The organism is Asaia sp. HumB, assembly GCF_030263835.1.
Classification (GTDB): Bacteria; Pseudomonadota; Alphaproteobacteria; order Acetobacterales; family Acetobacteraceae; genus Asaia; species Asaia bogorensis.
Map to the genome: position 1 here is coordinate 401,602 of NZ_JARPML010000002.1, position 25,183 is coordinate 426,784.

22 protein-coding genes are annotated in these 25,183 nt (G+C 60.3%); 10 read left to right on the forward strand and 12 right to left on the reverse strand.

The window, feature by feature from the left end; translation table 11 throughout:
* Positions 1 to 6: 6 nt before the first annotated feature.
* Entirely contained in the window at positions 7 to 624 is a 618-nt protein-coding gene (gene rpsD / locus P5689_RS03145) for a 30S ribosomal protein S4 (protein WP_023978552.1), read from the reverse strand.
* Positions 625 to 1,009: 385 nt separating this feature from the next.
* Between rpsD and P5689_RS03150 the strand changes: the two genes are divergently transcribed.
* Positions 1,010 to 1,480 (forward strand): LysM peptidoglycan-binding domain-containing protein, encoded by a 471-nt coding sequence (locus tag P5689_RS03150; RefSeq protein ID WP_285532054.1) that lies wholly within the window; start codon positions 1,010 to 1,012, stop codon positions 1,478 to 1,480.
* Positions 1,481 to 1,524: 44 nt separating this feature from the next.
* On the opposite strand, the gene P5689_RS03155 is transcribed toward P5689_RS03150, so the two are convergent.
* Positions 1,525 to 2,952 carry an MATE family efflux transporter gene (locus P5689_RS03155; protein ID WP_035443901.1) on the reverse strand — a complete coding sequence of 476 codons (1,428 nt, stop codon included), beginning with the start codon at positions 2,950 to 2,952 and terminating at the stop codon, positions 1,525 to 1,527.
* Between the two features lie 96 nt (positions 2,953 to 3,048).
* Here P5689_RS03155 and cysS point away from each other — a divergent pair, with 96 nt between their 5' ends.
* From cysS to P5689_RS03170, 3 genes are read left to right on the forward strand one after another with little or no spacing between them, the layout of a single operon-like run.
* Positions 3,049 to 4,404 carry a cysteine--tRNA ligase gene (gene cysS / locus P5689_RS03160; RefSeq protein WP_285532055.1) on the forward strand — a complete coding sequence of 452 codons (1,356 nt, stop codon included), beginning with the start codon at positions 3,049 to 3,051 and terminating at the stop codon, positions 4,402 to 4,404.
* The gene (locus P5689_RS03165; protein ID WP_171840683.1) at positions 4,401 to 5,180 is read left to right on the forward strand and encodes an RNA methyltransferase; all 780 of its coding nucleotides are present in this window, start codon (positions 4,401 to 4,403) and stop codon (positions 5,178 to 5,180) included. Before cysS ends, P5689_RS03165 begins: the two co-directional genes overlap by 4 nt.
* On the forward strand, positions 5,155 to 5,571 hold the full coding sequence (locus P5689_RS03170) for a VOC family protein (protein WP_240993632.1): 417 nt from the start codon (positions 5,155 to 5,157) through the stop codon (positions 5,569 to 5,571). The genes P5689_RS03165 and P5689_RS03170 overlap by 26 nt, the downstream gene beginning before the upstream one ends.
* A 117-nt stretch (positions 5,572 to 5,688) precedes the next feature.
* On the opposite strand, the gene P5689_RS03175 is transcribed toward P5689_RS03170, so the two are convergent.
* From P5689_RS03175 to tkt, 10 genes are all read right to left on the reverse strand, one after another.
* A complete protein-coding gene (locus tag P5689_RS03175; protein ID WP_408868559.1) occupies positions 5,689 to 7,083 on the reverse strand; it encodes an MFS transporter in 1,395 nt (464 codons plus the stop codon).
* 227 nt (positions 7,084 to 7,310) lie between these two features.
* Entirely contained in the window at positions 7,311 to 8,207 is an 897-nt protein-coding gene (locus P5689_RS03180; protein ID WP_285532057.1) for a DUF4349 domain-containing protein, read from the reverse strand.
* Between the two features lie 276 nt (positions 8,208 to 8,483).
* Positions 8,484 to 9,020, reverse strand: coding sequence for a gluconokinase (locus P5689_RS03185; protein ID WP_285532058.1), 537 nt, complete (start codon positions 9,018 to 9,020; stop codon positions 8,484 to 8,486).
* Positions 9,017 to 9,736 carry a ribose-5-phosphate isomerase RpiA gene (gene rpiA / locus P5689_RS03190; protein WP_285532059.1) on the reverse strand — a complete coding sequence of 240 codons (720 nt, stop codon included), beginning with the start codon at positions 9,734 to 9,736 and terminating at the stop codon, positions 9,017 to 9,019. Before rpiA ends, P5689_RS03185 begins: the two co-directional genes overlap by 4 nt.
* The gene (pgl, locus tag P5689_RS03195; RefSeq protein WP_062164971.1) at positions 9,729 to 10,478 is read right to left on the reverse strand and encodes a 6-phosphogluconolactonase; all 750 of its coding nucleotides are present in this window, start codon (positions 10,476 to 10,478) and stop codon (positions 9,729 to 9,731) included. The genes rpiA and pgl overlap by 8 nt, the downstream gene beginning before the upstream one ends.
* 94 nt (positions 10,479 to 10,572) lie before the next feature.
* Positions 10,573 to 11,436 (reverse strand): Cof-type HAD-IIB family hydrolase, encoded by an 864-nt coding sequence (locus tag P5689_RS03200; RefSeq protein ID WP_285532063.1) that lies wholly within the window; start codon positions 11,434 to 11,436, stop codon positions 10,573 to 10,575.
* A 28-nt stretch (positions 11,437 to 11,464) separates the two neighbouring features.
* Positions 11,465 to 13,012, reverse strand: a complete 1,548-nt coding sequence (zwf, locus tag P5689_RS03205) for a glucose-6-phosphate dehydrogenase (RefSeq protein ID WP_285532064.1) — start codon at positions 13,010 to 13,012, stop codon at positions 11,465 to 11,467.
* 133 nt (positions 13,013 to 13,145) lie between these two features.
* On the reverse strand, positions 13,146 to 14,141 hold the full coding sequence (gnd, locus tag P5689_RS03210; RefSeq protein WP_023978565.1) for a phosphogluconate dehydrogenase (NAD(+)-dependent, decarboxylating): 996 nt from the start codon (positions 14,139 to 14,141) through the stop codon (positions 13,146 to 13,148).
* A gap of 91 nt (positions 14,142 to 14,232) precedes the next feature.
* Entirely contained in the window at positions 14,233 to 17,100 is a 2,868-nt protein-coding gene (locus P5689_RS03215; RefSeq protein WP_285532065.1) for a bifunctional transaldolase/phosoglucose isomerase, read from the reverse strand.
* A gap of 157 nt (positions 17,101 to 17,257) precedes the next feature.
* Positions 17,258 to 19,378 carry a transketolase gene (gene tkt, locus P5689_RS03220; RefSeq protein WP_023978566.1) on the reverse strand — a complete coding sequence of 707 codons (2,121 nt, stop codon included), beginning with the start codon at positions 19,376 to 19,378 and terminating at the stop codon, positions 17,258 to 17,260.
* 1,420 nt (positions 19,379 to 20,798) lie between these two features.
* Here tkt and P5689_RS03225 point away from each other — a divergent pair.
* The 6 genes from P5689_RS03225 (at position 20,799) to P5689_RS03250 (ending at position 25,117) form a co-directional block, all read left to right on the forward strand.
* Positions 20,799 to 21,314 carry an ankyrin repeat domain-containing protein gene (locus P5689_RS03225; protein ID WP_122039834.1) on the forward strand — a complete coding sequence of 172 codons (516 nt, stop codon included), beginning with the start codon at positions 20,799 to 20,801 and terminating at the stop codon, positions 21,312 to 21,314.
* On the forward strand, positions 21,311 to 22,378 hold the full coding sequence (locus P5689_RS03230) for a histidinol-phosphate transaminase (protein WP_285532066.1): 1,068 nt from the start codon (positions 21,311 to 21,313) through the stop codon (positions 22,376 to 22,378). The genes P5689_RS03225 and P5689_RS03230 overlap by 4 nt, the downstream gene beginning before the upstream one ends.
* A 124-nt stretch (positions 22,379 to 22,502) precedes the next feature.
* Positions 22,503 to 22,787, forward strand: a complete 285-nt coding sequence (locus P5689_RS03235) for a hypothetical protein (RefSeq protein ID WP_285532067.1) — start codon at positions 22,503 to 22,505, stop codon at positions 22,785 to 22,787.
* Between the two features lie 86 nt (positions 22,788 to 22,873).
* Positions 22,874 to 24,115, forward strand: coding sequence for an aminopeptidase (locus P5689_RS03240; RefSeq protein WP_285532068.1), 1,242 nt, complete (start codon positions 22,874 to 22,876; stop codon positions 24,113 to 24,115).
* Positions 24,112 to 24,639 (forward strand): hypothetical protein, encoded by a 528-nt coding sequence (locus P5689_RS03245; protein ID WP_023978571.1) that lies wholly within the window; start codon positions 24,112 to 24,114, stop codon positions 24,637 to 24,639. Before P5689_RS03240 ends, P5689_RS03245 begins: the two co-directional genes overlap by 4 nt.
* Before the next feature lie 49 nt (positions 24,640 to 24,688).
* On the forward strand, positions 24,689 to 25,117 hold the full coding sequence (locus tag P5689_RS03250) for a hypothetical protein (RefSeq protein WP_285532069.1): 429 nt from the start codon (positions 24,689 to 24,691) through the stop codon (positions 25,115 to 25,117).
* Positions 25,118 to 25,183 lie beyond the last annotated feature (66 nt).

Here is a 25,183-nt window from a genome sequence, read left to right on the forward strand (position 1 = left end):
GGTCTTTTAGCGCGAGTAGAACTCGACCACGAGGTTCGGTTCCATCTGCACGGGGTACGGCACATCGGACAGACGCGGGCTGCGAACAAACTTGCCCTTCATCTGGCGATGATCGACCTCGATGTATTCCGGCACGTCACGCTCGGCGGACTGGGCGGCATCGAGAACGACAGCAAGCTGCTTGGACTTCTCACGCACTTCAATGACGTCGCCGTCACGGACAAGGTAGGAAGGAATGTTCACCTTGCGGCCATTGACCGTCACGTGGCCGTGGCTGACGAACTGACGGGCAGCGAACGGGGTGATCGCGAATTTGAGGCGGTAGATCACCGCATCCAGGCGACGCTCCAGCAGGTCGATCAGGTTCTCTGACGTATCGCCCTTACGACGGACGGCTTCGTCATAGTACTTGCGGAACTGCTTTTCGCTGATGTTGCCGTAGTAGCCCTTGAGCTTCTGCTTGGCCATCAGCTGGATCGAGAAGTCGGAGGGCTTCTGCTTGCGGCGCTGGCCATGCTGACCGGGGCCGTATTCCCGCTTGTTGACCGGCGACTTGGCGCGGCCCCACAGGTTTACGCCCAGACGGCGATTGATTTTATACTTGCTCTCTTGGCGCTTGCTCATGTGCAAGAACTCGCTTCGACTTCGGGTTGTCCTGACGCTGCGCGACAACCTCATGTTGCGCCGGTAGGCCTTCCCCCGAATTAGGAAAGACGGGCGCATCCCTCGAACCGCTGTCACGGGATGCAGAACCCGATCTGACAACGGCCGGCATGTCCACGTTCCCGGCAATAGCGGCGGCTCCTACAGGACCCCCTCTGCGGTGTCAATCAAATTTGCCCATGTCTGCGGCGGCAGGGGTGGGCCTTTCATCGTTCTGCACCAGTGGAGATCTTGCGTAGCTCACAAATTTCGGATCGACGGAACAACACACACGCAGCTGCGTCTGCATGGATGCACGCCATGTCTCATGGCATAATAAACGCAAGTTACCCGAGGGAGGACCGTAATGGCCATTTTCAAGTTCAATCGTGCTGCCGGGCGCAAGCTTGACGAGCAAGCAAAGGTTGCGGCCATCAACCCGGCCGGTGCCCCCGCACCCAAGGCTCCGCATGAGAGCCTCATCAAACGCGCTTTCAAGCAATATGGCATGTCGCAGCTTTCCGTCTCGCACATCACGGTGCGCGACAGCACCATCGCCCTGAAGGGCAAGGCTGAAAGCGCGGCCGAACGCGATGCCATGATCCTCGCCGCCGGCAATATTGCCGGCATCGACACGGTGCATGCCGATATCACAGTGCCAGAGGGTACCCCTGCTCCGGTATTTCATCAGGTCTCACCCGGAGAGACGCTGGATGCCATTGCCGAAAAAACGGATGCGGATGTCACGGCAGAGGATCTGCACAAGGCCAATGAAGCCGAGCTGGCTCATCATGATGGCGTCTATCCCGGCCAGACGATCCGTATCCCGGAGGCCTGATCTCGCCGAAACCCACCGATTACTTAGCAATAAGCGGGGCCTGCTCAGGCGGGCTCCGCACAGGCAGGGGCTAGCGCCCCCTGCCCCTCTCGCAGTTTGCGCCGTAGCGTGACCACCAGCCTTATCGACAGCAGGACCGACAGGATACCGAGCCCGGTGGCGAGGCCGATCCAGAGCCCTGCAGCCCCATAACCTGCCTTGAACGCCAGCCAGTCGCCCCCGAGGATGGATACGGGGATATAGGTCACCACCATCAGAACCATTGGCATGAACGTGTCATGGCAACCGCGAAGCGCGCCAGAACAGACGCATTGCACGCCATCAAGAATCTGGAAGATCCCCGCAATTTTAAGAAGCGTCACAGCTAGTGGAATGACCTGCGCCGCATCCTGACCATGCGGATCGACATAGAATCCGGCGATGTATTGCGGGAAGACGAGCAGGATCGTGGCGGTGAAGCATGTCCATAATACCACCAGCATGACCGCCCCGAGCGTGGCGCGCAGGGCCGCCGCAGGAGCACCAGCGCCCAGCCAGTACGCAACCCGGATATTCACCGCCTGCGAGAGCGCCAGACTGATCATGAATGCGGTACTGGTCACGCTGAGCGCTATCTGATGTGCCGCCGACGAGACAGCCCCCAACGCGCCAGCGTGAAGCCCTGTCATCTGGAACGCCAGCAATTCTGCGCCGGTTGCGCCCATCATGGGCAGCCCCAGACGCAGCATTTCCATCATGGCGCGTGGATCGGGCCGCGTCAGGCGAAGATGCGGCCTGAGTAAGGACTGGCGCCGGGCAAGGATTACCAGCAGGATGGCAACCGACCAGCCCGTCACGATGGTCGCGCAGGCCGAACCCCACAGCCCCATACGCGGCAGACCAAAGCGCCCATGGATCAGACCTGCATTGAGAAAGCCGTTCATGACCGCCATACCCGGCATGGTCCAGAGCAGCAGACGTTCACTGCCAAACGCAGGCAGGATGATGCGCAGGAGCCCGATAATGACCAGATTGGGCAGAAGCGCCCATAGCAGCAGATGCATGAAGCGGCTGCCCTGTGAAACGATCAGGGCGGGCTCGTTGAAGAAACTAAGCAGCGACCCTGCGGGCAGCAGAATGGCCAGCACTGGCAGACAGAGCAGCAGAGCAAGCAAGACGCCTGATGTCACGATGCCCGAGAGATCTTCCAGACGCTCCTGCGACGCGAAGGCACGGCCGCGTGCCCGCGCGATGAGAATGCTGGCCCCACCCAGCGCCGCCTGAAACGTGATGAACGTGCAGAAAAAGAGATTGGTGGTCATGCCACCCACCGCCAGCGCCGTGGCACCCAGACTGCCAAGCAGCACCGTATCGGTGACATTCATGGCCATTTCGCTCAACTGCGAAAAACTCAGCGGCGCGGCAATTCTGATCAGCGCACGCAGGTGTTCACCCCAGCGCGGGGCCGTTGCGGAAGAGCGAATTTCTGTCATGCAGCCCTGATTATAGCAGTGCCGAAAGAAAACCAGCACCAAAAGCCGTAAATTAGAGTTGCATGGGGCGCGGGGCTGACGCATCTACTCAACTCCATGGCCACCCCACCCTATACCCTGTCCCTTCATGACAGCCAGACGCGGCGGAAACAGGTTTTCACGCCCCTGGACCCTGAAAATGTGCGCGTTTATTACTGTGGACCCACGGTTTATGACGCCGTGCATATCGGCAATCTGCGTGCCATGCTCAGCGCCGACATTCTGGTCCGCCTGCTGCGTACGCTGTTCCCGCGTGTGACCTTTGTCCGCAACATCACGGATGTGGACGACAAGATTACCGCCAGGGCACGGGATAATGGTGAGGATATCGCGAGCCTGACGGCCCGCACGACCATCGCCTTTCATGAAGATGTCGCAGCGCTGGGCATCCAGCCACCCGACATCGAGCCCCGCGCCACGCACCATATCGACGACATGCTGGCCATGATTGCCCAGCTGATCGCAAGCGGCCACGCCTACGAGGCAGAGGGCCATGTTCTTTTCGCGGTCGATCGCTGCGCGAGTTATGGCACCCTGTCCGGACGTAGCCCGGACGATCTTCTGGCCGGTGCACGGGTAGAGATCGCGCCCTACAAGCGTCACCCCGGCGATTTCGTCCTGTGGAAGCCATCCACGCCGGAACAGCCTGGATGGGACAGTCCGTATGGCCGCGGCCGCCCCGGCTGGCATATCGAATGTTCGGCCATGTCCCATCGTTATCTGGGTGAGAGTTTCGACATTCATGGCGGGGGCGACGATCTGCTTTTCCCGCATCATGAGAACGAACGGGCCCAGTCTCTCTGCTGCAATCCGGGCAGCAGCTTTGCGCGATACTGGCTGCATAATGCCATGCTGCTCTCCAATGGGGAGAAAATGTCCAAGTCTCTGGGCAATTTCTTCACCATTCGCGAGGTGCTGACCCGCGCCCCGGCCGAGGCGCTGCGCCTGCTCATGCTTGGTGCCCATTACCGTTCGGTGCTCGATTTCACCTGGGAAAAACTCGAAGACGCGAAGCGGATGCTCGATCGCTTCTATCGCGCCCTTGAGAAACACCCGTCTGTCACACCCGGCGCAGTCGATGCTGATTTCATGTCCGCCCTTTGCGATGACATGAACACACCTCTCGCCCTCTCCTGCCTGCACCCGCTGGCCGATGCTGCCCTCGCTGGCGATGCACAGGCAGCGGCTTCGCTCAAGGCTTCTGGCGCCATGATCGGCCTGCTTGGCCAGTCGGCCGATGACTGGTTCCGTGCCGGATCGGATGACGGAGCCATTGATGCCCTGATCGTCCAGCGCGCTGAGGCCAAGAAAGCGCGTGATTTCGCCCTGGCAGACTCCATCAGGGCCGATCTGGCCGCGCAGGGGATTATTCTTGAAGATACCGCACAGGGAACGAAATGGAGGCGCGCATGACGGGTCGTGATGGTGGCGCCGATATCGGACCGATCGGGGCCTTCAGCCCGGTCGTGATTCTGGTACGCCCGCAGCTTGCGGAGAATATCGGGACGACGGCCCGTGCCATGGCCAATGGCGGTCTCTTCCATCTGCGTATCGTCGCGCCACGTGATGGCTGGCCGCAGGAGCGCGCCTGGTATGCCTCCTCCGGTGCCGACCGGATTCTGGACGAGGCGCAGGTTTTTGACACCGTGGATGAGGCCGTTGCCGATCTCCACCACGTCATGGCGACCTGCCCGCGCCCGCGCCATATCGTCAAGACCGTCATGACGGCCCGTGGTGCCGCGTCAGAACTGCGCGCAATTGCCGATCGGGGGCTCAAGGCAGGGCTGCTTTTCGGTCCGGAGCGCGCAGGGCTCGATAATGAGGACATGGCGCGCGCCGATATCCTCATACGCTATCCGCTCAACCCCGATTTCATGTCACTCAATCTCGCTCAGGCGGTGCTGATCATGGCCTATGAGTGGTGGATGGCCTGCGAGACCACGCCGCCACGCACGTTGATGACAAACGAGACACATGTAGCGACCAAGGGTGAGCTGGAAAACTTCCTCGGCCATCTCACGCGAGATCTCGACGAGTGCGGCTTCCTGCGCAATGAGCAGAAGCGCCCTGGTATGGTGCGCAATCTGCGTCATCTGTTCCAGCGTGGGGAAGTGACCGAACAGGAACTCCGCACCATGCATGGCGTCGTGACAGAACTCTCCAATGGCCGCAAAGCCCGACAGCAATAGGCGTCAGACGATGTTCAACGGCGTCCATCATATCGCGATCATCGCCTCGGATTATCAGAAATCGCGCAGCTTCTATACTGAGGTGCTGGGGCTGGAAATTATCCGTGAGGTCTGGCGTGCGCAGCGGCAGTCATGGAAATGCGACATCGCCATTGGCGATACCCAGATCGAGCTTTTCTCGTTTCCAACCCCACCTTCGCGACCGACCCAGCCGGAAGCTGCCGGGCTGCGTCATCTCGCCTTTTCCGTGAGTAACATGCAAGACGCCGTCGATCATCTGACGGGTCATGGCGTGGCCTGCGAGCCGATCCGTACTGACCCGTATACAGGCAAGCTCTATACCTTCTTCACCGATCCTGATGGCCTGCCGCTGGAGCTCTATCAGAGCTGACCGCAGAGCCGTTCGTCCGAGAACAGACCCAAGGGAGCAGCTGCCCGCAAGACACTGTCTCCTCCCTGATCTGGGGGCGACACCCGTGATATGCCGTCTGGAGCAGGAGCAAATTGTTCATGCGCCGGAATGCATCGCCTCCTGCTCACGAGCCGCATAGAGGGCAGAGAGCGGCGGGGCCACCTCCTCAAGCGAGCGGTTTTCGGCATCGACACCCCAGATCCAGGCGACGACACTGGCCACCAGCATCAGAGCGGCAGCCACGAGATACCCGACGACCAGCAGCGATAGCCGACCCGTGCCAATCAAATGGCCGAAGATGACAGGTGCCGCGACACCCCCGAACAGGGTGCCCACAGCGTAGAAGACCGCAATGGCAAATGCCCGCATTTCCAGCGGAAACAGTTCGCTTGCGGTGAGATAGGCTGATGATGCTGCCGCTGACGCAAAGAAGAAGATCGCGCACCACGAAAGCGTCTGGGTCGTGGCTGTCAGCAGATCAGCCCCCATGGCCCAGGCAACGATGACCATCAGGACGCCCGATATGGCGTAGCTCAGGCCAATCATGCGGCGCCGTCCCCAGGTATCGAACCAGCGCGCCAGAACAAGGGGGCCGATCAGGTTGCCGATTGCCAGCGGGAGAATGTACCAGCCAACTTCGCGCGCAGAGACGCCGTGATACTGGGTGAGAACCATGCCGTAGGTGAAGAAAACGGCGTTGTAGAGAAACGCCTGCGATATCATCAGGACCAGCACGTAGAGCGACCGTCCGCGATAGCGCATCACCATGATGCGGATCATCTCCATCGGGCTGAAGACCCCGGCCGGATAGATAAGCACCGTGGGCAGCTTGCTCGCCCATCCTCCCTGCGGTTCGGCACAATGCGATTCAACGTGGCTGACGATGGCATTGGCCTCCTCCACACGCCTGTGAGTGATGAGCCAGCGGGGGCTTTCCGGCACGAAGGTGCGCAACAGCAGCACGGCCACACCAAGCAGGGCGCCAAGGGCAAAGGCCACGCGCCAAGCCAGCCATACAGGGATAAGCGCGGTATTCAGCAGCCACACCGAGCCGAGCGCGCCAAAAGCCGCCCCAGCCCAGAAAGTGCCGTTGACCATGACATCCACCCGCCCTCGCAGCCGGGCTGGCACGAGCTCGTCGATGGCCGAATTGATGGCGGAATATTCCCCCCCAATACCCATGCCCGTCAGGAAACGGGCAACGGCAAAGCTGCCCAGATTCCAAGAGAAAGCCGATGCGCCAACGCCCACGACATAAAGGGCTAGAGTGAGAAAGAAGATCTGCTTTCGCCCGAGCTGGTCCGTCATCCAGCCAAACAGCAACGCCCCCAGCACAGCACCCGCGACATAGGACGATGAGGCGAAACCAATCCCATCGGCGCTCAGACCGAGCGTATCGCCGCGTTCGAGCGATGGGGCCAGGGAGCCGATGATTGTGACCTCCAGCCCATCCAAAATCCAGGTAATGCCGAGGGCCACGACGATGAGCATGTGGAAACGCGACCAGGGCAGCCTGTCCAGTCGGGCCGGGATATCCGTCTCGATGGGCCTGCCATGGTCTTTCACGCTGTCTGCCCGATGCGACCGGTCGGAAAATGAATGCACAGAGCGAACCCCTCACCGATTACAGAATTTTTAATCTTTGATATCGGTTCTGACGCATCGCAGCTGCAAGGGTTTGCCGGCTCACTTTAAGCTGAGCCAGCGAACGATGATCCCTAGTCGCGTCTGAACCAGCCTTTGCGTATCGCACGACGAACCAGCAGGAGGCCTATCAGGACCAGAGGAGCCCAGACCACGGCCTGAATCAGGAAGAACCAGACGTCGCCCAGTGTCTCCATGAAAATCTGTGTGCTCTCGTTCCATCGCTGTCGGACAGGTGTGGACGTTGCCCTCGCGCCCTCGAAGCTGACATCGACCCTCTCGGTATCAATGCGGCGGGAGAGGCCGTTCTTCTCCTTCTGTGCATCTTCAAGCGAGGATTGTACTTCAGAGAGTTCCTTGGCGACCTTGATCAGGTCGTCGGTACGGCCGGCACTTTGGGCCTCAAGGGCTTCCAGCCTGTCGCGGTAGGCCGTCATCTGCGCCAGACGCCGATCCACATCGATGACGTCATTTTGCAGATCGGTCTCGCTCGTTGTCGCTGCACGCGTGACGATATTACGGCTTTCCTCGCCCGGCAGGGGCGATGACACAGCTTTCATAAAGGCCTCGACACGATCATGGGGCAATCGCACGGCGATGCGGGCAGAATGTTGCGATACGCCCTGCCCCAGTTCCTCCGTATTCTCACTCGACGATACAAGTTCGCACGACACCGCCGCCGCGCAGGCCGCGCGCGCCGCATCCAGATGGGCACCGACAAGATGATCGGGGACGGTAAGGTCCAGCCGGTGCTCGTAGGCCATGAACGCCTGCCCGGCCCGTTGACTGACACCATGTTTGAAGAAGCGCAGGCTCATCGCCGGCGCGGGGGCCACGGCGGGCATGGGCGGTGGAGAAGGATCCTTTTCGCGTTGCGTGGTGTGATGGTGCTTGCAGCCAGGCAGAAGCGCGAGGGTCAGAACGACGCCGGTCAAGGAAAAGAGCCGTATGGCTCGCTTGGAAGAACTCATATCACCTGCCATCTCTCTGCCCGGATTCGGGCAAATTGCCACCAGCAAAGCGGCCTTGTGTCAGGCTGGGAGGGAAATAGGGCGGAATTCCGCATCAGGCCGGTCCATCACTCCATGACACGTGAAGGCGGGCAGAGGTTATCCCCAGATTCGAGGAACAACTCTGCGGATCAGCCTGTGCATAAGCTGTTCACGAGCTTGGATAGAATCTGATGAAAGGTTTTTTGGATCGATCCACAAACTGCACGTGAATCGATCCGGATGTTGAGGAAAAGCCTAGCCGGCCTTAGATTTCAATGATGCGATCAGCTTTGCCATGACGATCTCGGGCGTACCCGCACTATCCACAGTCACCACATTCTCGTCCGGGCCTGGCGGCTCCAGCGTGGCAAGCTGGCTGGGCAGCAGCGATGGCGGCATGAAATGGCCGATGCGATGCTTCAGGCGCTCGGCGATCGTGCGCTCGCTGGTCTCGAGATAGACGAAGGTGACATTCAACCCGCTACGCAGGGTGTCGCGATACTTGCGCTTGAGGGCCGAGCAGGTCAGGACGCCCCCGGTTCCCGCATGATCACGAAGCCATTCGTGGCAGATCTTGAGCCACGGCGCGCGGTCTGAGTCATCAAGTGGGATGCCGCTATGCATCTTGGCGACATTGGCCGGCGGGTGAAGGTCATCCCCCTCCTGAAACGGCCACCCAAAATGATCGGCAAGCCCCTGTGCCACGGTTGTCTTGCCGCAGCCCGATACCCCCATGACGACAAAAAGCCCGGGCGCCGCACGATCGGCGGCAGGGTTATGCGCGGCGCTCATGCCTTGAGCCTCTGCAGACCGGACACGCCCGCCACCAGCACTTCGCTGGTGATGTCCAGAAACAGCCCATGATCAACCACACCCGTGATCGAAATGATGCGGTCCGCCAGGCCACGCGGGTTTTCGATGCGCTCGTAATCGCAATCGATGATGATGTTGTGGTTGTCGGTCATGTAGAGCGACCCGTCCTCATTACGACGCGGTATGCAGCTCTTGGCACCCGTCTGACGCAGCAGGTTCTCGACACGCTCCCAGCCCCAGGGGATGATTTCGACGGGCACAGGCATATGGGTGCCAAGATCTGTCACAATCTTGCTCTCATCGACGATCACGATGAACTTGCGCGCCGAGACCGCCACGATCTTCTCACGCAGCAACGCGCCACCGCGCCCCTTGATGAGGAACAGCGAGCCGGTCTGAACCTCGTCGGCGCCGTCAATAGCGACATCGAGATACGGATCATCGGCAAAATTGGTGATGGGGATGTTCAGGCTCTGGGCCTGGGCCGCGCTGGCCTCGGAGGTCGGAATTGCGCGTATCTTCAAACCTTCACGACGGACGCGCTCTCCGAGCGCGTCGATCATGAACTTTGCGGTGCTGCCTGTGCCAAGACCGACGGCCATGCCATCTTCGATATAGGCAATGGCGTGGGTCGCAGCCTCTCGTTTCAGCTCGGCGACACGTGCTGCGGCATCTTGTGCGCTAAGATCAGCCATTTGCCAGATCTCCGGCAGCTGCCTTGTCCGTGAGAAACACGACCTCACCTTCCGACGTGATATGCGACGACGGCAACGAGGCGTCACCCGCCCTCACACGTGCAAGCATCTCGGCCTTGCCTGCTCCTTCGATCAGGAACACGACAGCGCGGCTGGAATGGATGGCTGTGTAGGTCAGTGACACGCGGTCATGCGGTGCGTTGTCCGGTGTGCAGGCCGCCACCCATTTCTCGCGCTCCTGCAGGATAGGCTGACGCGGAAAAAGCGATGCCGTGTGACCGTCGGGGCCCATGCCGAGCATGACCACGTCGAAAAGCGGACGCCCTGGGATGAGGTGATGGCTGCCATAAACATCCACCAGGGCGGCCTGATAAAGAGCCGCATCATGCTCCGGTGTGCCATCGGCCGGGATGGGATGAACGTTCTCGGGCGGCAGGTCGACCTGATCGATCAGGATTTCGCTTGTCATGCGGAAATTGCTGTCTTCATGGGTGAAGGGCACATGCCTGTCATCACCAAAGAAGATCTGGGTACGACGCCACGGAAACTGGGCGGCATAAGCCGGCTCGGCCATGATCTTGAAGAGGCGCTTGGGGGTCGAGCCACCCGAGAGCGCGACAACGAACGGGCCGTCTTTCTTTGCGAGCGCCTGGTCAAGAAGCCATTGCGCCATCTTACGGGCAACGGCCTCGCCATCTTCCAGAACCACGAGCCGGGCCGAGGTCACATCATGTCCACTCATCTGTCTCATTCCTTCTTCTAGGGCTTCCAGGGGGCCTTTCGCAGGGCCGTCGCGCCGCAATGCCGCACGACGATTCTGCCTTTAGGCCCTCGCCTCAGGCCGCGCCCGGTGCACGGGGGAGAACGTAGTCACGCATGGCTTGCGCCCAGCCATCTGCGTCGTTTCGCCCTGTCGTCACATGGGCATGGGCGCTGACTTCCTCGCTGGCATTTCCCATAGCGATGCCGAGCCCGGCAGCGCTGAGCATTGGGACATCATTGGACATGTCCCCAATGCAGGCAACCTCATTCATGGGTATGCCAAGCCGGTCTGCCAGAGCACGGGCTGCGAAGCCCTTATTGGCATCCTTGTGCGTGATATCGAGGTAATAATCCGACGACCGGTGCACACTGGCCTGCCCCTTGAGCATGGCCCCGATCTCGATTTCCATACGCTGCAGAAGCGCAAAATTGCTACTGGCCGCCATGATCTTGCCGACACCGGCCATGTAGGGCCGGAAGTCGGGAACGACAACGGGCTCGATACCGACCGATTTGCGTTCATGGGCTACATAATAGGCGCCCGGATCGCGGATCAGCCAGTCATGGTCACGAAACAGCCAGGTGTCGATTTTGTGAACCGACAAGGTATCACAGGCCGAGACCACGCAGTTTTCGGGCAGGACGAGGTGAGAAAGGATCTCGTCGTCCGGGCTGACAATCAGACCACCATTGAGCGCCCCGAACGGCGTCTGGAGCGACAATTCCCGATGGTAGCGCAAAATACCTTCTGCCGAACGGGAGCTGACCAGACACAGGGCAATACCGGCCTTAGCCAGATCCTGCGCGGCCGAGAGTGTCGACGGTGCCAGGGATTTGTCAGGGCCGATCAGCGTTCCGTCGATATCGGAGACGACAAGCCGAATTCTGGATGCCTCGGGCGGGAGAGCATCGTGAATGGCATCCAGTTCGATTGTCATAAGGTCTCCTGTCGTTTTTCCAACGATCTCAGTTGTTCAGATCAAGCCAGCGACGGCCAGAACGCGCGAGCAGCTCATCGGCTTCACGCGGGCCGTCCAGGCCGCCCGGATAGAAGCAGAGCGGGGACTTGTCAGCGATGTTCTGCGTGAAGGCAGGCTCCACAATGCGCCAGCCCTCTTCGATGGTATCGGCGCGCTGATAGAGCGTCTGGTCGCCAATCATGCAGTCATAGATCAGCGTTTCATAGCCGGTACTCGGCCCCTCGCTGAACCAGTCGGAATAGTCGAACTTCATGCGTACGCCACCGAGGCGAACCGAAGGACCTGGCACCTTGGCCGAAAACTGCATGGTCACGCCTTCAGTCGGCTGGATATGCAGCACCATGATATTGGGGGTGAGCTTCTCCACCGGCGTATCACGGAACAGCGCGAAGGGTGCCTGCTTGAAGTGAATGGCAATTTCGGTCTTGCGACGACGTAGACGCTTGCCAGTGCGCAGATAGAATGGCACGCCAGCCCAGCGCCAGTTATCGATACGCAGCTTCATCGCAACATAGGTTTCTGTCTGGCTACCCATCGCGACATCGGGCTCCTCGCGATAACCGCGAAGCGCTTCAGCCTCATCACCCACGCCGAAAGAGCCGCTGACATACTGACCGCGCACGACCTGAGAGAGGTCGATTGGCTGGATGGCACTCAGCACCTTGGCCTTCTCGTCACGCACGGCCTCGGCATCGAAGGAGGTCGGGGCTTCCATGGCAACCATGGAGAGAAGCTGCATCAGATGGTTCGGTACCATGTCACGAATGGCACCCGTGCTTTCGTAGAAGCGACCGCGGCGTTCGACACCAACGGTTTCGGCTGCCGTGATCTGCACGTGATCGATGTTCTGACGGTTCCAGAGCGGCTCGAAAAAGCCGTTAGAGAAACGCAGGGCCAAGATGTTCTGGACCGTTTCCTTGCCGAGATAATGATCGATACGATAGATCTGGTTTTCGTCCAGCGAGCGCAGCAGACGGGCATTCAGTGCCTTAGCCGATTCCAGATCCGCACCGAACGGCTTTTCGATGATCACGCGGCGGGAGATTGTATCGGTCTGCTCGGCCAACCCTGTTTCACCCAGAAGATCGACGATCGGACCGAAGAACCTTGCAGCGACTGCGAGGTAGAAAACGGCAGAGCGCTCACCGAGACGTTCCTTGAGGGCCTCGAAGGTCGAGAGCTCCTCAAACGAGCCACGGAGATAGGTGATGCTTTGAGAAAGGCGGTTCCACACATCCTGACGCAGCGTCGTGGCGTTGGTCCCACGCTTGCTGACAAAGTCATCCAGCGCGCCTTTGAGCTGCTCGAGCAGCCCTTCTGTCGTCATCTCGGCCCAGTCGACCACGATGATCGAGAAATCCTCACTGAGAAGACCGGCGGAGTCCAGATTATAGATAGCAGGGACGAGAAGACGTTTGGTCAGATCGCCACCACCGCCGAAAATGACCATGGACCCGGGAGGCGCCTGGCGAACCCCACGCGTTGTCTCGTTATTGGACAATGCCGCATGTGCTGAAGCGGAAACGTCGACCATATGCCAAACCTTTTTAGTCGATAATCGGAAAGCCGGAGTGCGAGCGGGAGCATTCGGACTCCCGCTGGCATTCAGGCAGACAGCTTAGAGAAAAAAAAAGGGCCGGGACCAGAGAAGGTCCCGGCCCGTCATGTCACTTCTTCTCGACGTGGCCGCCGAAACCAAAGCGCATCGCAGAGAGGATCTTCTCTGCGTAGTTGTTGCCCGAACGCGAGCGGAAGCGCGTAAAGAGCGAGGCCGTCATGACCGGAACCGGCACCGACTCCTCGATAGCGGCTTCGATCGTCCAGCGACCTTCACCGGAATCGGCCACTTCGCCCGAGAACTCGGAGAGGGATTCGTTCTTGGCGAGTGCATCGGCTGTCAGGTCGAGTAGCCAGGACGACACGACACTGCCGCGACGCCAGACTTCAGCAATATCGGCCATGTTCAGGTCAAAGCGCTGGTCTTCCTGCAGGACCGGCGAGTTCTTCGACTTCATGACGTCAAAGCCTTCAGCGAAAGCCTGCATCATGCCGTATTCGATGCCGTTATGGACCATCTTGACGAAGTGACCCGAACCGGCCGGGCCGCAATGCAGATAGCCTTCCTCAGCGCGGGGATCGAGGCCCTCACGGTCGCGACCGATGGTGCGCACGACGTCGCCCTTGCCCGGTGCCAGAGCCTTCAGGATCGGGTCGATATGATCGGCCGAATCCTTGGTGCCGCCGTACATCATGCAATAGCCGCGATCGAGGCCCCAGACACCGCCCGACGTGCCGACGTCGATGTAGTGGATGCCCTTTTCCATCAGCTCGTGAGCGCGACGGACATCGTCCTTGTAGTAGCTGTTGCCACCATCGATCACGATGTCGTCCTTGCCGAGCAGGCCGCGAAGTTCCTGCACGCAGGCTTCGGTGATCTCACCGGCCGGCAGCATGACCCAGACGATCTTGCGCTCTGCCGAAAGCTTGCTGACCAGATCGGCCACCGAGTTCGCGGCGATCGCACGGCCCTTCTCGGCACGGTCGAACGTCTTGGTCACAACTTCAGGCGTGCGGTCGAACAGCACGACGTCATGACCATGACGGGTCAGGCGCACTGCAATGTTGCCGCCCATACGGCCAAGGCCAACAATACCGATTTGCATCTCTAAAACTCCTGCACAGTTTTCCTGTGCCCTCTAACTACCACGTCAAAAAACAATCCGCCCCGTTGGAGCGGGGCGGATTGCGTCAGTCTCAGACGGCTTTCTTGATGACCGTCGCCAGTTCGGCGAGGCCAGCTTCAAGCGGTCCCTTGATATGCACACGCAGGGCGCGACGGCCACGCTCGGACAGCACGTCGAAATCGCCGCGCGCCTGAGCTGCCTTCACCACACTGAACGTGAAGCGTTCACCCGGCACAGCGAGATCGGCATGATCATCTGCCGTGATCTGAAGGAACACACCGCTATCAGGGCCGCCCTTATAGGCCTGGCCGGTCGAATGCAGGAAGCGCGGGCCGAATTCGGCTGCCGTTGCGACCTTGAGCTGGTCACGCAGGTTGAGGCGAACGTTCTGGATCCACTCGCGCGTCTTCAGATCACGCTCCACATAGGCGAGAACACCCACGTAGTCGCCAGCCTTCACGCGACCGAAATGCGCCTTCAGGATTGCCAGCGCATCGCCACCGCCCAATGCCTCGGCATTGGTGTCGTCAGCGAAGAACTCGAACGCACCCGAGGTTGCAAACGGCGTCTCGGCCGGAAGCTTGCCCGTCTCGTTGAAGGCGGTCGTGAGCTTCTTGGTCTCGATCTTGCTGAACTCGACATCCGGCTGGTCGAACGGATCGATTGCCAGCACCGAGCCTGCAACAGCCGTAGCATATTCCCAATGGAAGAACGCCTGGGCGATATCGAGCTTGTCAGCCAAGTCGATCGTCACAACCGGTTCACCGGCGGCAACGAGAGCAGCGATGGCCTTTTCCTGGTTCGGGCAAGGCGCATCGGTCAGGCGCAGATAGGCAAAGACGCGGTCCTTGCCGTAAACGCCGGGCGCACCGAGGGTCTCGTCATCGATCGGGATCAGGCCAGTGCCCTTCTTGCCGGTCGATTCAGCCAGAAGCTGCTCGAGCCACGCGCCAAGGTCATAGATCGCGGGTGAAGCAATGATCGTCACCTTGTCACGACCGAACTTCGTTGCGGCCGCACCAAGGATGGCACCGAGCTGAAGCGCCGTGTTCTGCGCCGGCGGGGTGCTGGCCGAAGCGCCCTTTACGGAACGCAGAGCCGATTCGAGGAACGCGCGAACGTTCAGACCGGCGGCGGCTGCGGGGACGAGACCGAAATTGGACAGCACGGAGAACCGGCCACCAATCTGCTTCTCACCGTAGAAGATCTTCCAGAAGCCATCGCCCTTTGCCACCTGCTCCATATGCGAGCCAGGATCGGTCACGGCAACAAAATGCTTGCCGGGGGCCGAGCCGAGCGCCTTTTCAGCAGCGGCGAAGAAGTAGGCCTTCAGGATGTTAGGCTCCAGCGTACCGCCCGACTTGGACGAGACGATGAAAAGCGTATTCTTCAGGTCAACAGCGTTCTCGTACGTCTTCACCTGCTGCGGGTCCGTGCTGTCAAGCACGTGCAGCTTGGGGAAGCCTGCGATCTGGCCGAAGGTTTCCGAAATCACTTCCGGACCGAGGCTCGAACCGCCCATACCGAGCAGCAGCACATCGCTGAAGCCCTTGGCCTTGACTTCGCTGGCGAAGGCTTCGAGCTCGGCAACATGAGCCAGACGCTCATCGACGATATCGAGCCATTTCAGCCAGCTGGCTTCGTCACCGCCAGTCCAGACAGAGGCGTCCTTGGCCCAGAGCTTGCGGCCCTTGCCGGTCTTGCGCCAGTCTTCGAGAACCGCATCAGAGGCGGCTTTCAGATCGGCCGGAAGTTCGGCCTTCTGCTCGATCAGTTTGGACCCGAGAAACGTGGCCTGCTTGTTTGCTACCGCCCCAAGCAGCTGGTCGAAAGCGTCGCAGAACGAAGCGCAGCCTTCTGTTACAAGGGTCTTGGTGACGCCATCGAGGTCGAGGTCGAGCTTGGCCTGCTGCTCGAGCACCTTGAAGGCATCTTCCACGTTTTCGGTCAGGCTGGCGCGCAGCTTGCCATGATCACGGAAGGCATCGAAGGTTGCGGGCGGGATGGTGTTGACCGTGTCCTCACCGATCAGCTCTTCGACATAGAGAACGTCCGAGAAGGTCTTGTCCTTGGTGCCCGTCGAGGCCCAGAGCAGACGCTGCGGGTGCGCACCCGCGGCGGCCAGCTTCTTCCAGCGCTCGGAAGCGGTCACTTCGAGATAATGCTGATAGGCGACCTTGGCGTTCGCGATGGCAACCTTGCCACGCAGAGCCTTCAGCGCCTCGGCGTCCTTGTCGCCTTCCTTCACGCGGCGGTCGATGGCACTATCGATCTTGCCGTCGATGCGCGAGACGAAGAACGACGCCACGCTGGCGATCTTGCTGATATCCTTGCCCGCTGCATGACGGATCTCAAGGCCCTTGATGTAGGCTTCGAGAACGTTCTTGTAGGCTTCGAGCGAGAAAAGAAGCGTGACGTTGACGCTGATTCCTTCCGAGGTGACATCCTGGAATGCCGGAACACCTTCAGGCGTGCCCGGAATCTTGATCATCAGGTTTTCTTCGCTCACGGCAGCCCACAGGCGGCGGGCTTCGTCAGCCGTGGCCTTGGTGTCGAAAGCGAGATAAGGAGAAACCTCAAGGCTCACATAACCATCGAGGCCCTTGGTCTGCACGAATACCGGGTGCATGACCTTAGCGGTTGCCTTGATGTCGGTGATGGCCAGCTTCTCGTAAAGCTCACCGGGGGAGAGGATTTCCTTCGCCAGCAGATCCTTGATCTGGGCGTCGTAATCCGTGCCATACCCCATGGCCTTCTCGAAAATGGCGGGGTTGGAAGTGACGCCACGCAGGCCGTCTTCGTCCACCAGCTTCTGCAGGCTGCCATCGGCAGTATAGGATCTCTGGATGAAGTCCAGCCAGGGTGACTGGCCAAATTTGGAAAGGTCACGCAGCGGGTTCCCGCTCGTGGCGGCACCCTGCTTCTGTTCGACGTCCATGACGTACTCCTGTCTGTCCACCTGACGGGTTCCCTGTGGACACCCGTCTCAGCTCAGGTCGGCCTTCCGACCCTGACCTCAAGTTGAGGGGGCCAAAGCACGCTAGGGCCCCGAAAGGCCCGACCGCCGAGGAAACGGTCAGGCCCCGGTAGTCGTCTTACTTGCGGGCAGCCTGCTCGCGGGCCGCGTCGTAAACCTTCTCCGGCGTGAAGCCGAACTTGGTGAGAAGGCTCTTGAGCGGTGCCGAGGCGCCGAAGCTGTTCATCGCGATGATCGAACCGCCGATGCCGGTGTAACGATCCCACCCGAAAGCGGCAGCCTGTTCAACAGCCACACGTCCCTTGACGTCCGGCGGCAGCACGCTGTCCTTGTAGGCCTGATCCTGCTCCTCGAAGAGGTCGAAGGACGGGAAGGAAACGACGCGGGCCTTGATGCCTTCGGCGGTCAGCTTCTCATAGGCGTCAACCACCAGCGAGACTTCCGAACCCGAAGCCATCAGGATCACATCCGGCTTGCCTTCACAGCTTGCCAGGACATAAGCACCCTTTGCTACGCCAGCAGCGGAAGCATACTTGCTGCGATCCAACGTCGGCAGGTTCTGACGGCTCAGAACGAGCACGGCAGGCTTGTGCGTCTGCGGGATCAGGGTGCGCCAGGCTTCAGACACTTCGTTGGCGTCGCCGGGACGAATGGTCATGATACCGGGTGTGGCGCGCAGCTGGGCCAGCTGCTCGATCGGCTGATGTGTCGGACCGTCTTCACCAACACCGATGGAGTCATGGGTGAAGATGTAGATGACCGGCAGCTCCATGAGAGCCGACAGACGGATCGGGGCCTTCATGTAATCCGAGAAGATCAGGAAGCCCGAACCGTAAGTGCGCAGGCCAGCCAGCGCCATACCGTTGCAGATCGACCCCATGGCGTGTTCGCGTATGCCGAAATGGACATTGCGACCGCCATAAGTGCCACCCCACTGCGGCGGCTGGAACGAACCAGCGCCCTCGAAGGTCAGGTTCGTCTTGGTCGAGGGCGAAAGGTCAGCCGAACCACCGATCATCCAGGGGATGTTCTTGGCGACGGCGTTGATCAGCTTGCCCGAGCTGGCGCGCGAGGCAACGCCCTTGGCGTCGGCTTCCCAAACCGGAATATCCTTGTCCCAGCCTTCCGGCAGGCGACGCTCGAAGATCGCGCGCAGCTCGGCGGCTTCCTTCGGATATTCGCTGGTGTAGCGATCGAACAGCGCATGCCATTCCGCACGAGCCTTGGCACCGCGCTTGCCGAGTCCTTCCTGGAAGTGCTCCAGAACGCCTTCCGGCACATGGAAAGCATCGGTCCAGGGCCAGTGATAGGCCTTCTTGGCGCCGGCGATTTCTTCTTCTCCAAGCGGCTCGCCATGGGCAGAGGCCGTACCGGCCTTCTTGGGCGCACCGAAGCCAATCACCGTGTGCATCACAATGAGGCTCGGACGATCCTTGACCGAACGGGCTTCCTCAAGAGCCTTGCTGACAGCGGCGATGTCATTGACATCGTTGACCGTCACCACGTGCCACTTATAGGCGCGGAAACGCTCAGCCACGTTTTCCGTGAAGGCGAGATCGGTCGAACCTTCGATCGAAATCTGGTTGGAGTCATACAGCCAGATCAGGTTGCCCAGACCCAGGTGACCTGCCATCGAAGCCGCTTCGGACGAAACGCCTTCCATCATATCGCCGTCACCACAGAACACGTAGGTGTGGTAGTCGAACAGATCGAAGCCGGGGCGGTTATAATGGGCAGCGAGATACTTCTCGGCCATTGCCATACCGACGGAGTTGCCACAGCCCTGACCCAGCGGGCCGGTGGTGGTCTCAACGCCGGAGGTGTGGCGGAATTCCGGATGACCAGGGGTCTTGGAATTCAGCTGACGGAACTGCTTGAGATCTTCGAGGGTCAGCGACGGGCTGTCGAGAACCTTGTCCTTCACCACATCGCGGATGCCGGTCAGGTAGATCGTCGAATACAGCAGCATCGACGCGTGACCGACGGACAGCACGAAACGGTCGCGGCCAGGCCACAGCGGATCGGCCGGATCGTATTTCAGGTCGTTCTGCCAGAGGGTGTACATGACAGGAGCCAGCGCCATGGCCGTTCCCGGATGGCCTGAGTCGGCCTTTTCCACACCATCCATCGACAGGGTGCGGATGGTGTTGATGCTCAGCTGCGCGATGTCAGAGACACTGGCGCCGGCCGCTCCACCGGTTTCCGCGCCGAACGCGGACGGGTTGCTACAAGAACGCATCAAAAATCGACCTCCGAATTAACTCTCTGCGATGGAAAACCATCAGCCGGACAGACACCAATGTTCAAGACCGGTTTGCTGTCCGAGACAACCCCATCGGGGATCCTTTTCGTATCGGCGACCATGCAGAGTCAGCGACCACCCTCACCTTGCACGGCGCACCGTGGGGAGGCGGTTTCCAAACACCCTGACCATACGCCCTGGTCAGCGCGATGTTCCGCTGGACTGCACATATTGCCTCAAATTCCCGACAGCATTGAAACCAGACTGAAGCCTACCGGCCAGGCAATACATTGCGTTGCGCATAAAACGCCCATTGCCCACATTGTGCTAGAGCCAAAACCATCACGACTGCTCGACTACACGAAAATTTGCAGGATTTGCCGCGCCACGGTCGCAACTTGGGCCGCACATCAGTAGATGGAGTTGCTGTGAACCCGCCTCTTATCGCTTTTCCCCGCCCGACGGCCCGTCCAAGGCGTGTCGGTGGTCCGCCCGGGTTGTCATACGATCTTCATAATGAGCGATGAAATCGAGGCGGGACGGCTCAGAAATCTGACGCCCGTCTGTTCCGCTTGTCTCGCTGAGGGCGCTGCTGGCCGGGCAGCCGTGAAACCCATAGGTCCTACACAGGTCGTTCTGCGCTGAGGCGACCGGGTAGTAGGCGCTTTGAGGGACTGCATCGGCCTGCCCCTCGCGCCGCCACCCCCTCCAACGTTTCGCCCCGACGCGCACTTGGTTGGAGAGCTCCCCATCATGCACTTCCCGCGAACGCGAATTCCAGCCAGACCACCCTCTTGTGACGATCAACACGCATAGCGCCGGGAAGATGCCACTCCATTCACGCGTTTACGGGTCGGGTACATCATCATGGCAAAAGAATATTAAGGCGATGCGATCCTCGCTCCCGTGATGGCGCACCCTTGGGCGCACCCCGCGTCAGCAGAGCCATGCAACAAGGTGTTCTTATACCCTCTGAGGCGCCCGGTCGCCCGGTATCGATACCACCTGCTTCCGGCCCTGAATCAACGGCTCGGGGCGCTTTATCTCGGGCTGCCTCGCATCGGCACCCAATGGCCTTCGAGACGCTCCGTGCGACCTCCAGATGGCTCTCGAGCAGACGACAACCATCAGCAATCGAGCGATGGCACCACACAAGCGAGCCCACCATTTGCAACGGTTCATCTGATGGATAGCAGCCCTTAGCCCCTGCCGCATCGGCCGACCCAAACAGGCTCGCTGCATCGCCCGACTTCCTCGCAAGACGCGCTTCGGGCGCAGCATCAGAGGGCAAGTCACCATAGGGCACGAGCCATCTAAATCTACCGGCCTTCTTTCGGATCCACCGGGGCTCGGCTATAATTTCTCTCTGCGATCCCCATGACCGCGCCAGTTCAGGAATGAGAGTCTCCACCCCACGATGACCGAGATGATGCCGGCAGGCAGTTTTTCGCCAGAACAGATCACCGCGCTTTTCATCGATGCCGCCCGCGTGGACGACACCGACATGCTGACGCAATTTCTCGATGCAGGCATGGCAGTCGATGCACAGGACAGCCGCGGCTACACGGCTTTGATCGTAGCGGCCTATAATGGCGTCCTACCCGCGACGGCGCTGCTTCTCGAACGCGGCGCCAACCCTGACATGCAGGATGCAAAAGGTGCGACAGCCCTGTCGGGGGTCGCCTTCAAGGGGCATCTTGCCGTGGCCGAACTGCTCGTCAGTGCAGGCGCCAGTCTCGATATACCCAGCCATCTGGGCCGCACGCCGCTCATGTTTGCCGTCATGTTCGGACGTCAGGATATGGTGCGGTTTCTGCTCTCGAAGGGTGCCAATCCTGCCCATCGTGATGCAGAAGGCCTGTCCGTGCTCGATATCGCGGAATCGCATGGCCAGAGCCATCTTTTCACCTCAAGCGAAGCGGATTTCTCATGAGCCGGTTCTGGAACCCGCTGGTTGCGGATCTGCACCCCTATATCCCGGGCGAGCAGCCGCATTTCACTGATATCCTCAAGCTCAACACCAACGAGCTTCCTTATGGACCGAGCCCGGCCGCGTTGAGCGTCATGCAGGAAGGCTGCAACGATAGCCTGCGGCTCTATCCGGACCCCACAGCCCGTGATCTGCGCCAGACCATCGCGTCGGTCTATGACACAGTGCCGGAGCGCGTTTTTGTCGGTAACGGGTCTGACGAAGTGCTGGCCCATGCCTTCAGGGCGCTGATCGCACCGGAAGCGCCCATGCTCTTCGCCGATGTAAGCTATGGGTTCTATCCCGTCTATTGCGGTCTGTTCGGTCAGCCCTATCAGGAAATACCGCTCAACGAACGCTTCGAGATCGACATCGAGGATTATGCCATCCCGTGCGGCGGCATCGCGATTGCCAATCCTAACGCCAATACCGGGCACGCCCTGTCACTCGGGGCGATCTCGCACCTTGCAACGCTGCAGCCTGACCGCACCATCATCATCGACGAAGCCTATGTCGATTTTGGCGCCGAGTCCGCTGTGTCCCTCACCCGGGAGCATGACAATCTGCTGGTTGTGCAAACCCTTTCGAAGTCGCGTGCTCTCGCGGGGCTGCGGGTTGGTTACGCCATAGGCCACCCGGACCTGATTGAGGGACTGATCCGGGTCAAGGACAGTTTCAACTCCTATCCGCTCAGCCGCCTCGCCCAGGCCGGGGCCTCTGCCGCCATTGCCGATACGGCCTGGCTGACCTCGACCACCGGGCGGGTTATGGCGAGCCGCGACAGGTTTGTGCAGGTCATAAGCGGGTTGGGCTTTGACATTCTGCCCTCCTGTGCCAATTTCGTTCTGGTGCACCATCCCGCGCACAAGGCTGGCGATCTGCTGGCCGGGCTTCGGGAGCGCCACATCATCGTCCGGCAGCTGAGTGCCCCTCGCATACGCGACTGGCTTCGCATCACGATCGGCACGGATGATGAGATGAGCCGCCTGATCGAGGCGCTTGCTTCAATGGGTTTGACCGCGCGCTGAGTGTCAGCGCAGTCACCCTTCTGACCTTCACATGACGGGGCTGGCCCGGCGCGATGAGTCGTCGGTCTGGTTCCATGCCGAAAAACGAGTCCCGGGCTGACCGGGCAGATAAAGAGATTTCACGATGCGTTCGTACACAGGACAGCTCTCAGACAACCAACCCATCCGGCGCAACCTGGCCGAGAAGCAGAAGCAGCTGCGTGACCTCAAGGAAACGCTCGCCACAATGAAGCCGCATACATCGCCTTCGCTGAAGGAAAGTGTGCAACGTCGTATCCGCGAACTCGAGGTCGAGATCCGTACCGGGCCACGCAATGACAAACCCGCGACGCAGGACAAGGCACAGCGCAACGAGCGTCAACGCCGTGCGCCGCGCCGCGCCCATCATGCCGAGACATTTGGCGAGTAATCTCGTTCGATCAGGCGCCCCTCACCCGAGGTGAGCAGGGCACCGACCCGAAGTCGAACAAAGGCTTGCCCCGCAGGAGAAACGTGATGTCTGAAGCCACCCTCTCATTCACCGAGCGTCTCGACAGACTCGGTGAAGTTGCCGTTCGCATCGGGCTGAATCTCCAGCCCGGCCAGGAGCTGGTGATTTCCGCGCCGCTGGAGGCCGTCTCGCTGGTGCGCCGCATCACCGAGCACGCCTATCGCGCCGGCGCGAGTCTCGTCACAACGCAATATGCCGATGATGAGGCAACGTTGGCACGCTATCGCTTTGCCTCCGATGAGAGCCTCGACAAGAGCGCCCAGTGGATGGCGGATGGCATTGCACGGGCTTATCGGGAAGGTGCTGCGCGCCTAGCCATTACCGGCAGTAATCCGACCCTGCTCAACGGGCAGGATCCGGCCCGCGTGTCACGCGCAAGCCGCTCTGCATCGCGTGCCAGCCGTGAGGCCATGGAGATCATCACGCGCTTTGATACCAACTGGACGATTGTTGCCTATGCAACAGCCAGCTGGGCTGCGCAGGTCTTTCCCGATCTGCCGACGCAGGAAGCGCAGGACCGACTCTGGAACGCCATATTTGCCTCGTCCCGACTGGATGCGGCTGATCCTGTCGTTGCCTGGAAACAGCATAATGCAACCCTGCATGCCAAGGCGGCGATGCTGAATGAGCGCCGCTTTCATGCCCTACACTTCACCGGCCCCGGCACGGATCTGACTGTAGGCCTTGCAGATGGCCACGCCTGGGCGGGCGGTGCCGAGCGCACGACAAACGGGATTGAGTGCAACCCGAACATACCGACCGAAGAGGTCTTTACGACTCCTCACAGCCATCGGGTGATCGGACACGTTTCAAGCACCAAGCCGCTCTTTCATCAGGGCACGCTGATCGACGAAATCCGCGTGACCTTTGCTGAGGGGCGTATCATCGAGGCCCATGCTGGCAAGGGAGAAGATGCGCTGCGCCGGATTCTGGAAACAGATGAAGGCGCCGCCCGCCTTGGCGAAGTGGCTCTGGTGCCCCATGCCTCGCCCATCTCGGACACCGGCATCCTGTTCCGCAACACGCTGTTCGATGAAAATGCCTCGAGCCATATTGCGCTTGGCCAGGCCTACACCAAATGCCTGTTCGACACCGAAGGGGCCTCGGCTGAAATGCTCGCTGCCCGCGGTGCCAATACAAGCATGATCCATATCGACTGGATGATCGGCTCGGACAAGATCGACCTTGATGGTCTGGCTGAGGATGGCACTGCGACACCGCTGATGCGCAAGGGGGCGTGGGTATGATGAAAATGCACCTGACAAAACTCGCTGCGTTAGGCTTTGCGCTTGCCGTCTCACCTTCTCTGGTTGCAACAAACGCCTTGGCGCAGAACGCGCCCGCTGGTGCGCAAAGCCAGCAGAGCATCCCGCCCGAAATGAGGCAGGATATCGAGGCAGGGCTGGGTTATCCCCTGCCTGCCGACTTCATGCCGCGTGCAGCCCAGACCGTGCAGGCGCTTCAGGCGGCCAATATCCGACCGCCCAACTCCACCCAAATGTCGCTGCGGGCGACAATCGCCCAGATGCAAGCCATCCCGGGTCTGCCTGCCATCCTGAGCGCACACGGCTTCACGCCAGAGACGTTCGTGATGGGTATGACCGCCTTCGGGATGACAGTTGCTGCGACAAATGGTCAGCCTCTGCCCGCTGGTCTGCCTGCACCGAACCCAGCCAATGTTGCCCTCTTTCACGCCCATCCGGATCAGGTGACTGCACTGATGCAGGCTATGGGAACACCACCGGGGCAGATGCAGGGTCAGGATAACTGAACCGGGTATCCTGAAGGTCACGTCCGGGCCACGTCAGGCCCGGATATCCTTGAAGCAGAAAGTAGCAGACATGAAGGAATTTGCCCTCGACCCGGCAACCCTGCCCGAGGCCGATATCCTCGGCCTGGCGCAAACGGGACAGCTTTTACGGGCGGAGCGTCAGACACCTGAGAATGGTATTCCGGCGTTCATCTCCCGCGAAGACTGGGATCGCACTCAGGCGCGTTTTGGTGCGTGTGGCAGGGACAGCGGCGACCTTCTTACCGCCCTCGAGAAGGCCGTGCAGCGCCTTATGGGTCATGCCGCCGAAACCCTTGCAACGCGTGAAGCCGGTGTGGTCAGCGCCATCCTCAGCGCCCGTACCGACCTGTTCGACGATGGTGGATCGACCTATCTCTCTTTCCTCCGCGACGCCACCCACCCAGTTGCATGCGTCATCATTGGCAGTCGCCCGTGGCTCACGACTGAGGGGGCCTGAAAACGCACTGCCTCAGCATCATCGGATCGCGTTAGCGACACCCCGAGACGTTCAGCCTCTAGACTT

Coding starts and splice junctions, on each gene's coding strand:
- rpsD (WP_023978552.1), bottom strand. CDS start 624: ATGAGCAAGCGCCAAGAGAGCAAGTATAAAATCAATCGCCGTCTGGGC.
- P5689_RS03150 (WP_285532054.1), top strand. CDS start 1,010: ATGGCCATTTTCAAGTTCAATCGTGCTGCCGGGCGCAAGCTTGACGAG.
- P5689_RS03155 (WP_035443901.1), bottom strand. CDS start 2,952: ATGACAGAAATTCGCTCTTCCGCAACGGCCCCGCGCTGGGGTGAACAC.
- cysS (WP_285532055.1), top strand. CDS start 3,049: ATGGCCACCCCACCCTATACCCTGTCCCTTCATGACAGCCAGACGCGG.
- P5689_RS03165 (WP_171840683.1), top strand. CDS start 4,401: ATGACGGGTCGTGATGGTGGCGCCGATATCGGACCGATCGGGGCCTTC.
- P5689_RS03170 (WP_240993632.1), top strand. CDS start 5,155: ATGGCCGCAAAGCCCGACAGCAATAGGCGTCAGACGATGTTCAACGGC.
- P5689_RS03175 (WP_408868559.1), bottom strand. CDS start 7,083: ATGCTCATCGTCGTGGCCCTCGGCATTACCTGGATTTTGGATGGGCTG.
- P5689_RS03180 (WP_285532057.1), bottom strand. CDS start 8,207: ATGAGTTCTTCCAAGCGAGCCATACGGCTCTTTTCCTTGACCGGCGTC.
- P5689_RS03185 (WP_285532058.1), bottom strand. CDS start 9,020: ATGAGCGCCGCGCATAACCCTGCCGCCGATCGTGCGGCGCCCGGGCTT.
- rpiA (WP_285532059.1), bottom strand. CDS start 9,736: ATGGCTGATCTTAGCGCACAAGATGCCGCAGCACGTGTCGCCGAGCTG.
- pgl (WP_062164971.1), bottom strand. CDS start 10,478: ATGAGTGGACATGATGTGACCTCGGCCCGGCTCGTGGTTCTGGAAGAT.
- P5689_RS03200 (WP_285532063.1), bottom strand. CDS start 11,436: ATGACAATCGAACTGGATGCCATTCACGATGCTCTCCCGCCCGAGGCA.
- zwf (WP_285532064.1), bottom strand. CDS start 13,012: ATGGTCGACGTTTCCGCTTCAGCACATGCGGCATTGTCCAATAACGAG.
- gnd (WP_023978565.1), bottom strand. CDS start 14,141: ATGCAAATCGGTATTGTTGGCCTTGGCCGTATGGGCGGCAACATTGCA.
- P5689_RS03215 (WP_285532065.1), bottom strand. CDS start 17,100: ATGGACGTCGAACAGAAGCAGGGTGCCGCCACGAGCGGGAACCCGCTG.
- tkt (WP_023978566.1), bottom strand. CDS start 19,378: ATGCGTTCTTGTAGCAACCCGTCCGCGTTCGGCGCGGAAACCGGTGGA.
- P5689_RS03225 (WP_122039834.1), top strand. CDS start 20,799: ATGACCGAGATGATGCCGGCAGGCAGTTTTTCGCCAGAACAGATCACC.
- P5689_RS03230 (WP_285532066.1), top strand. CDS start 21,311: ATGAGCCGGTTCTGGAACCCGCTGGTTGCGGATCTGCACCCCTATATC.
- P5689_RS03235 (WP_285532067.1), top strand. CDS start 22,503: ATGCGTTCGTACACAGGACAGCTCTCAGACAACCAACCCATCCGGCGC.
- P5689_RS03240 (WP_285532068.1), top strand. CDS start 22,874: ATGTCTGAAGCCACCCTCTCATTCACCGAGCGTCTCGACAGACTCGGT.
- P5689_RS03245 (WP_023978571.1), top strand. CDS start 24,112: ATGATGAAAATGCACCTGACAAAACTCGCTGCGTTAGGCTTTGCGCTT.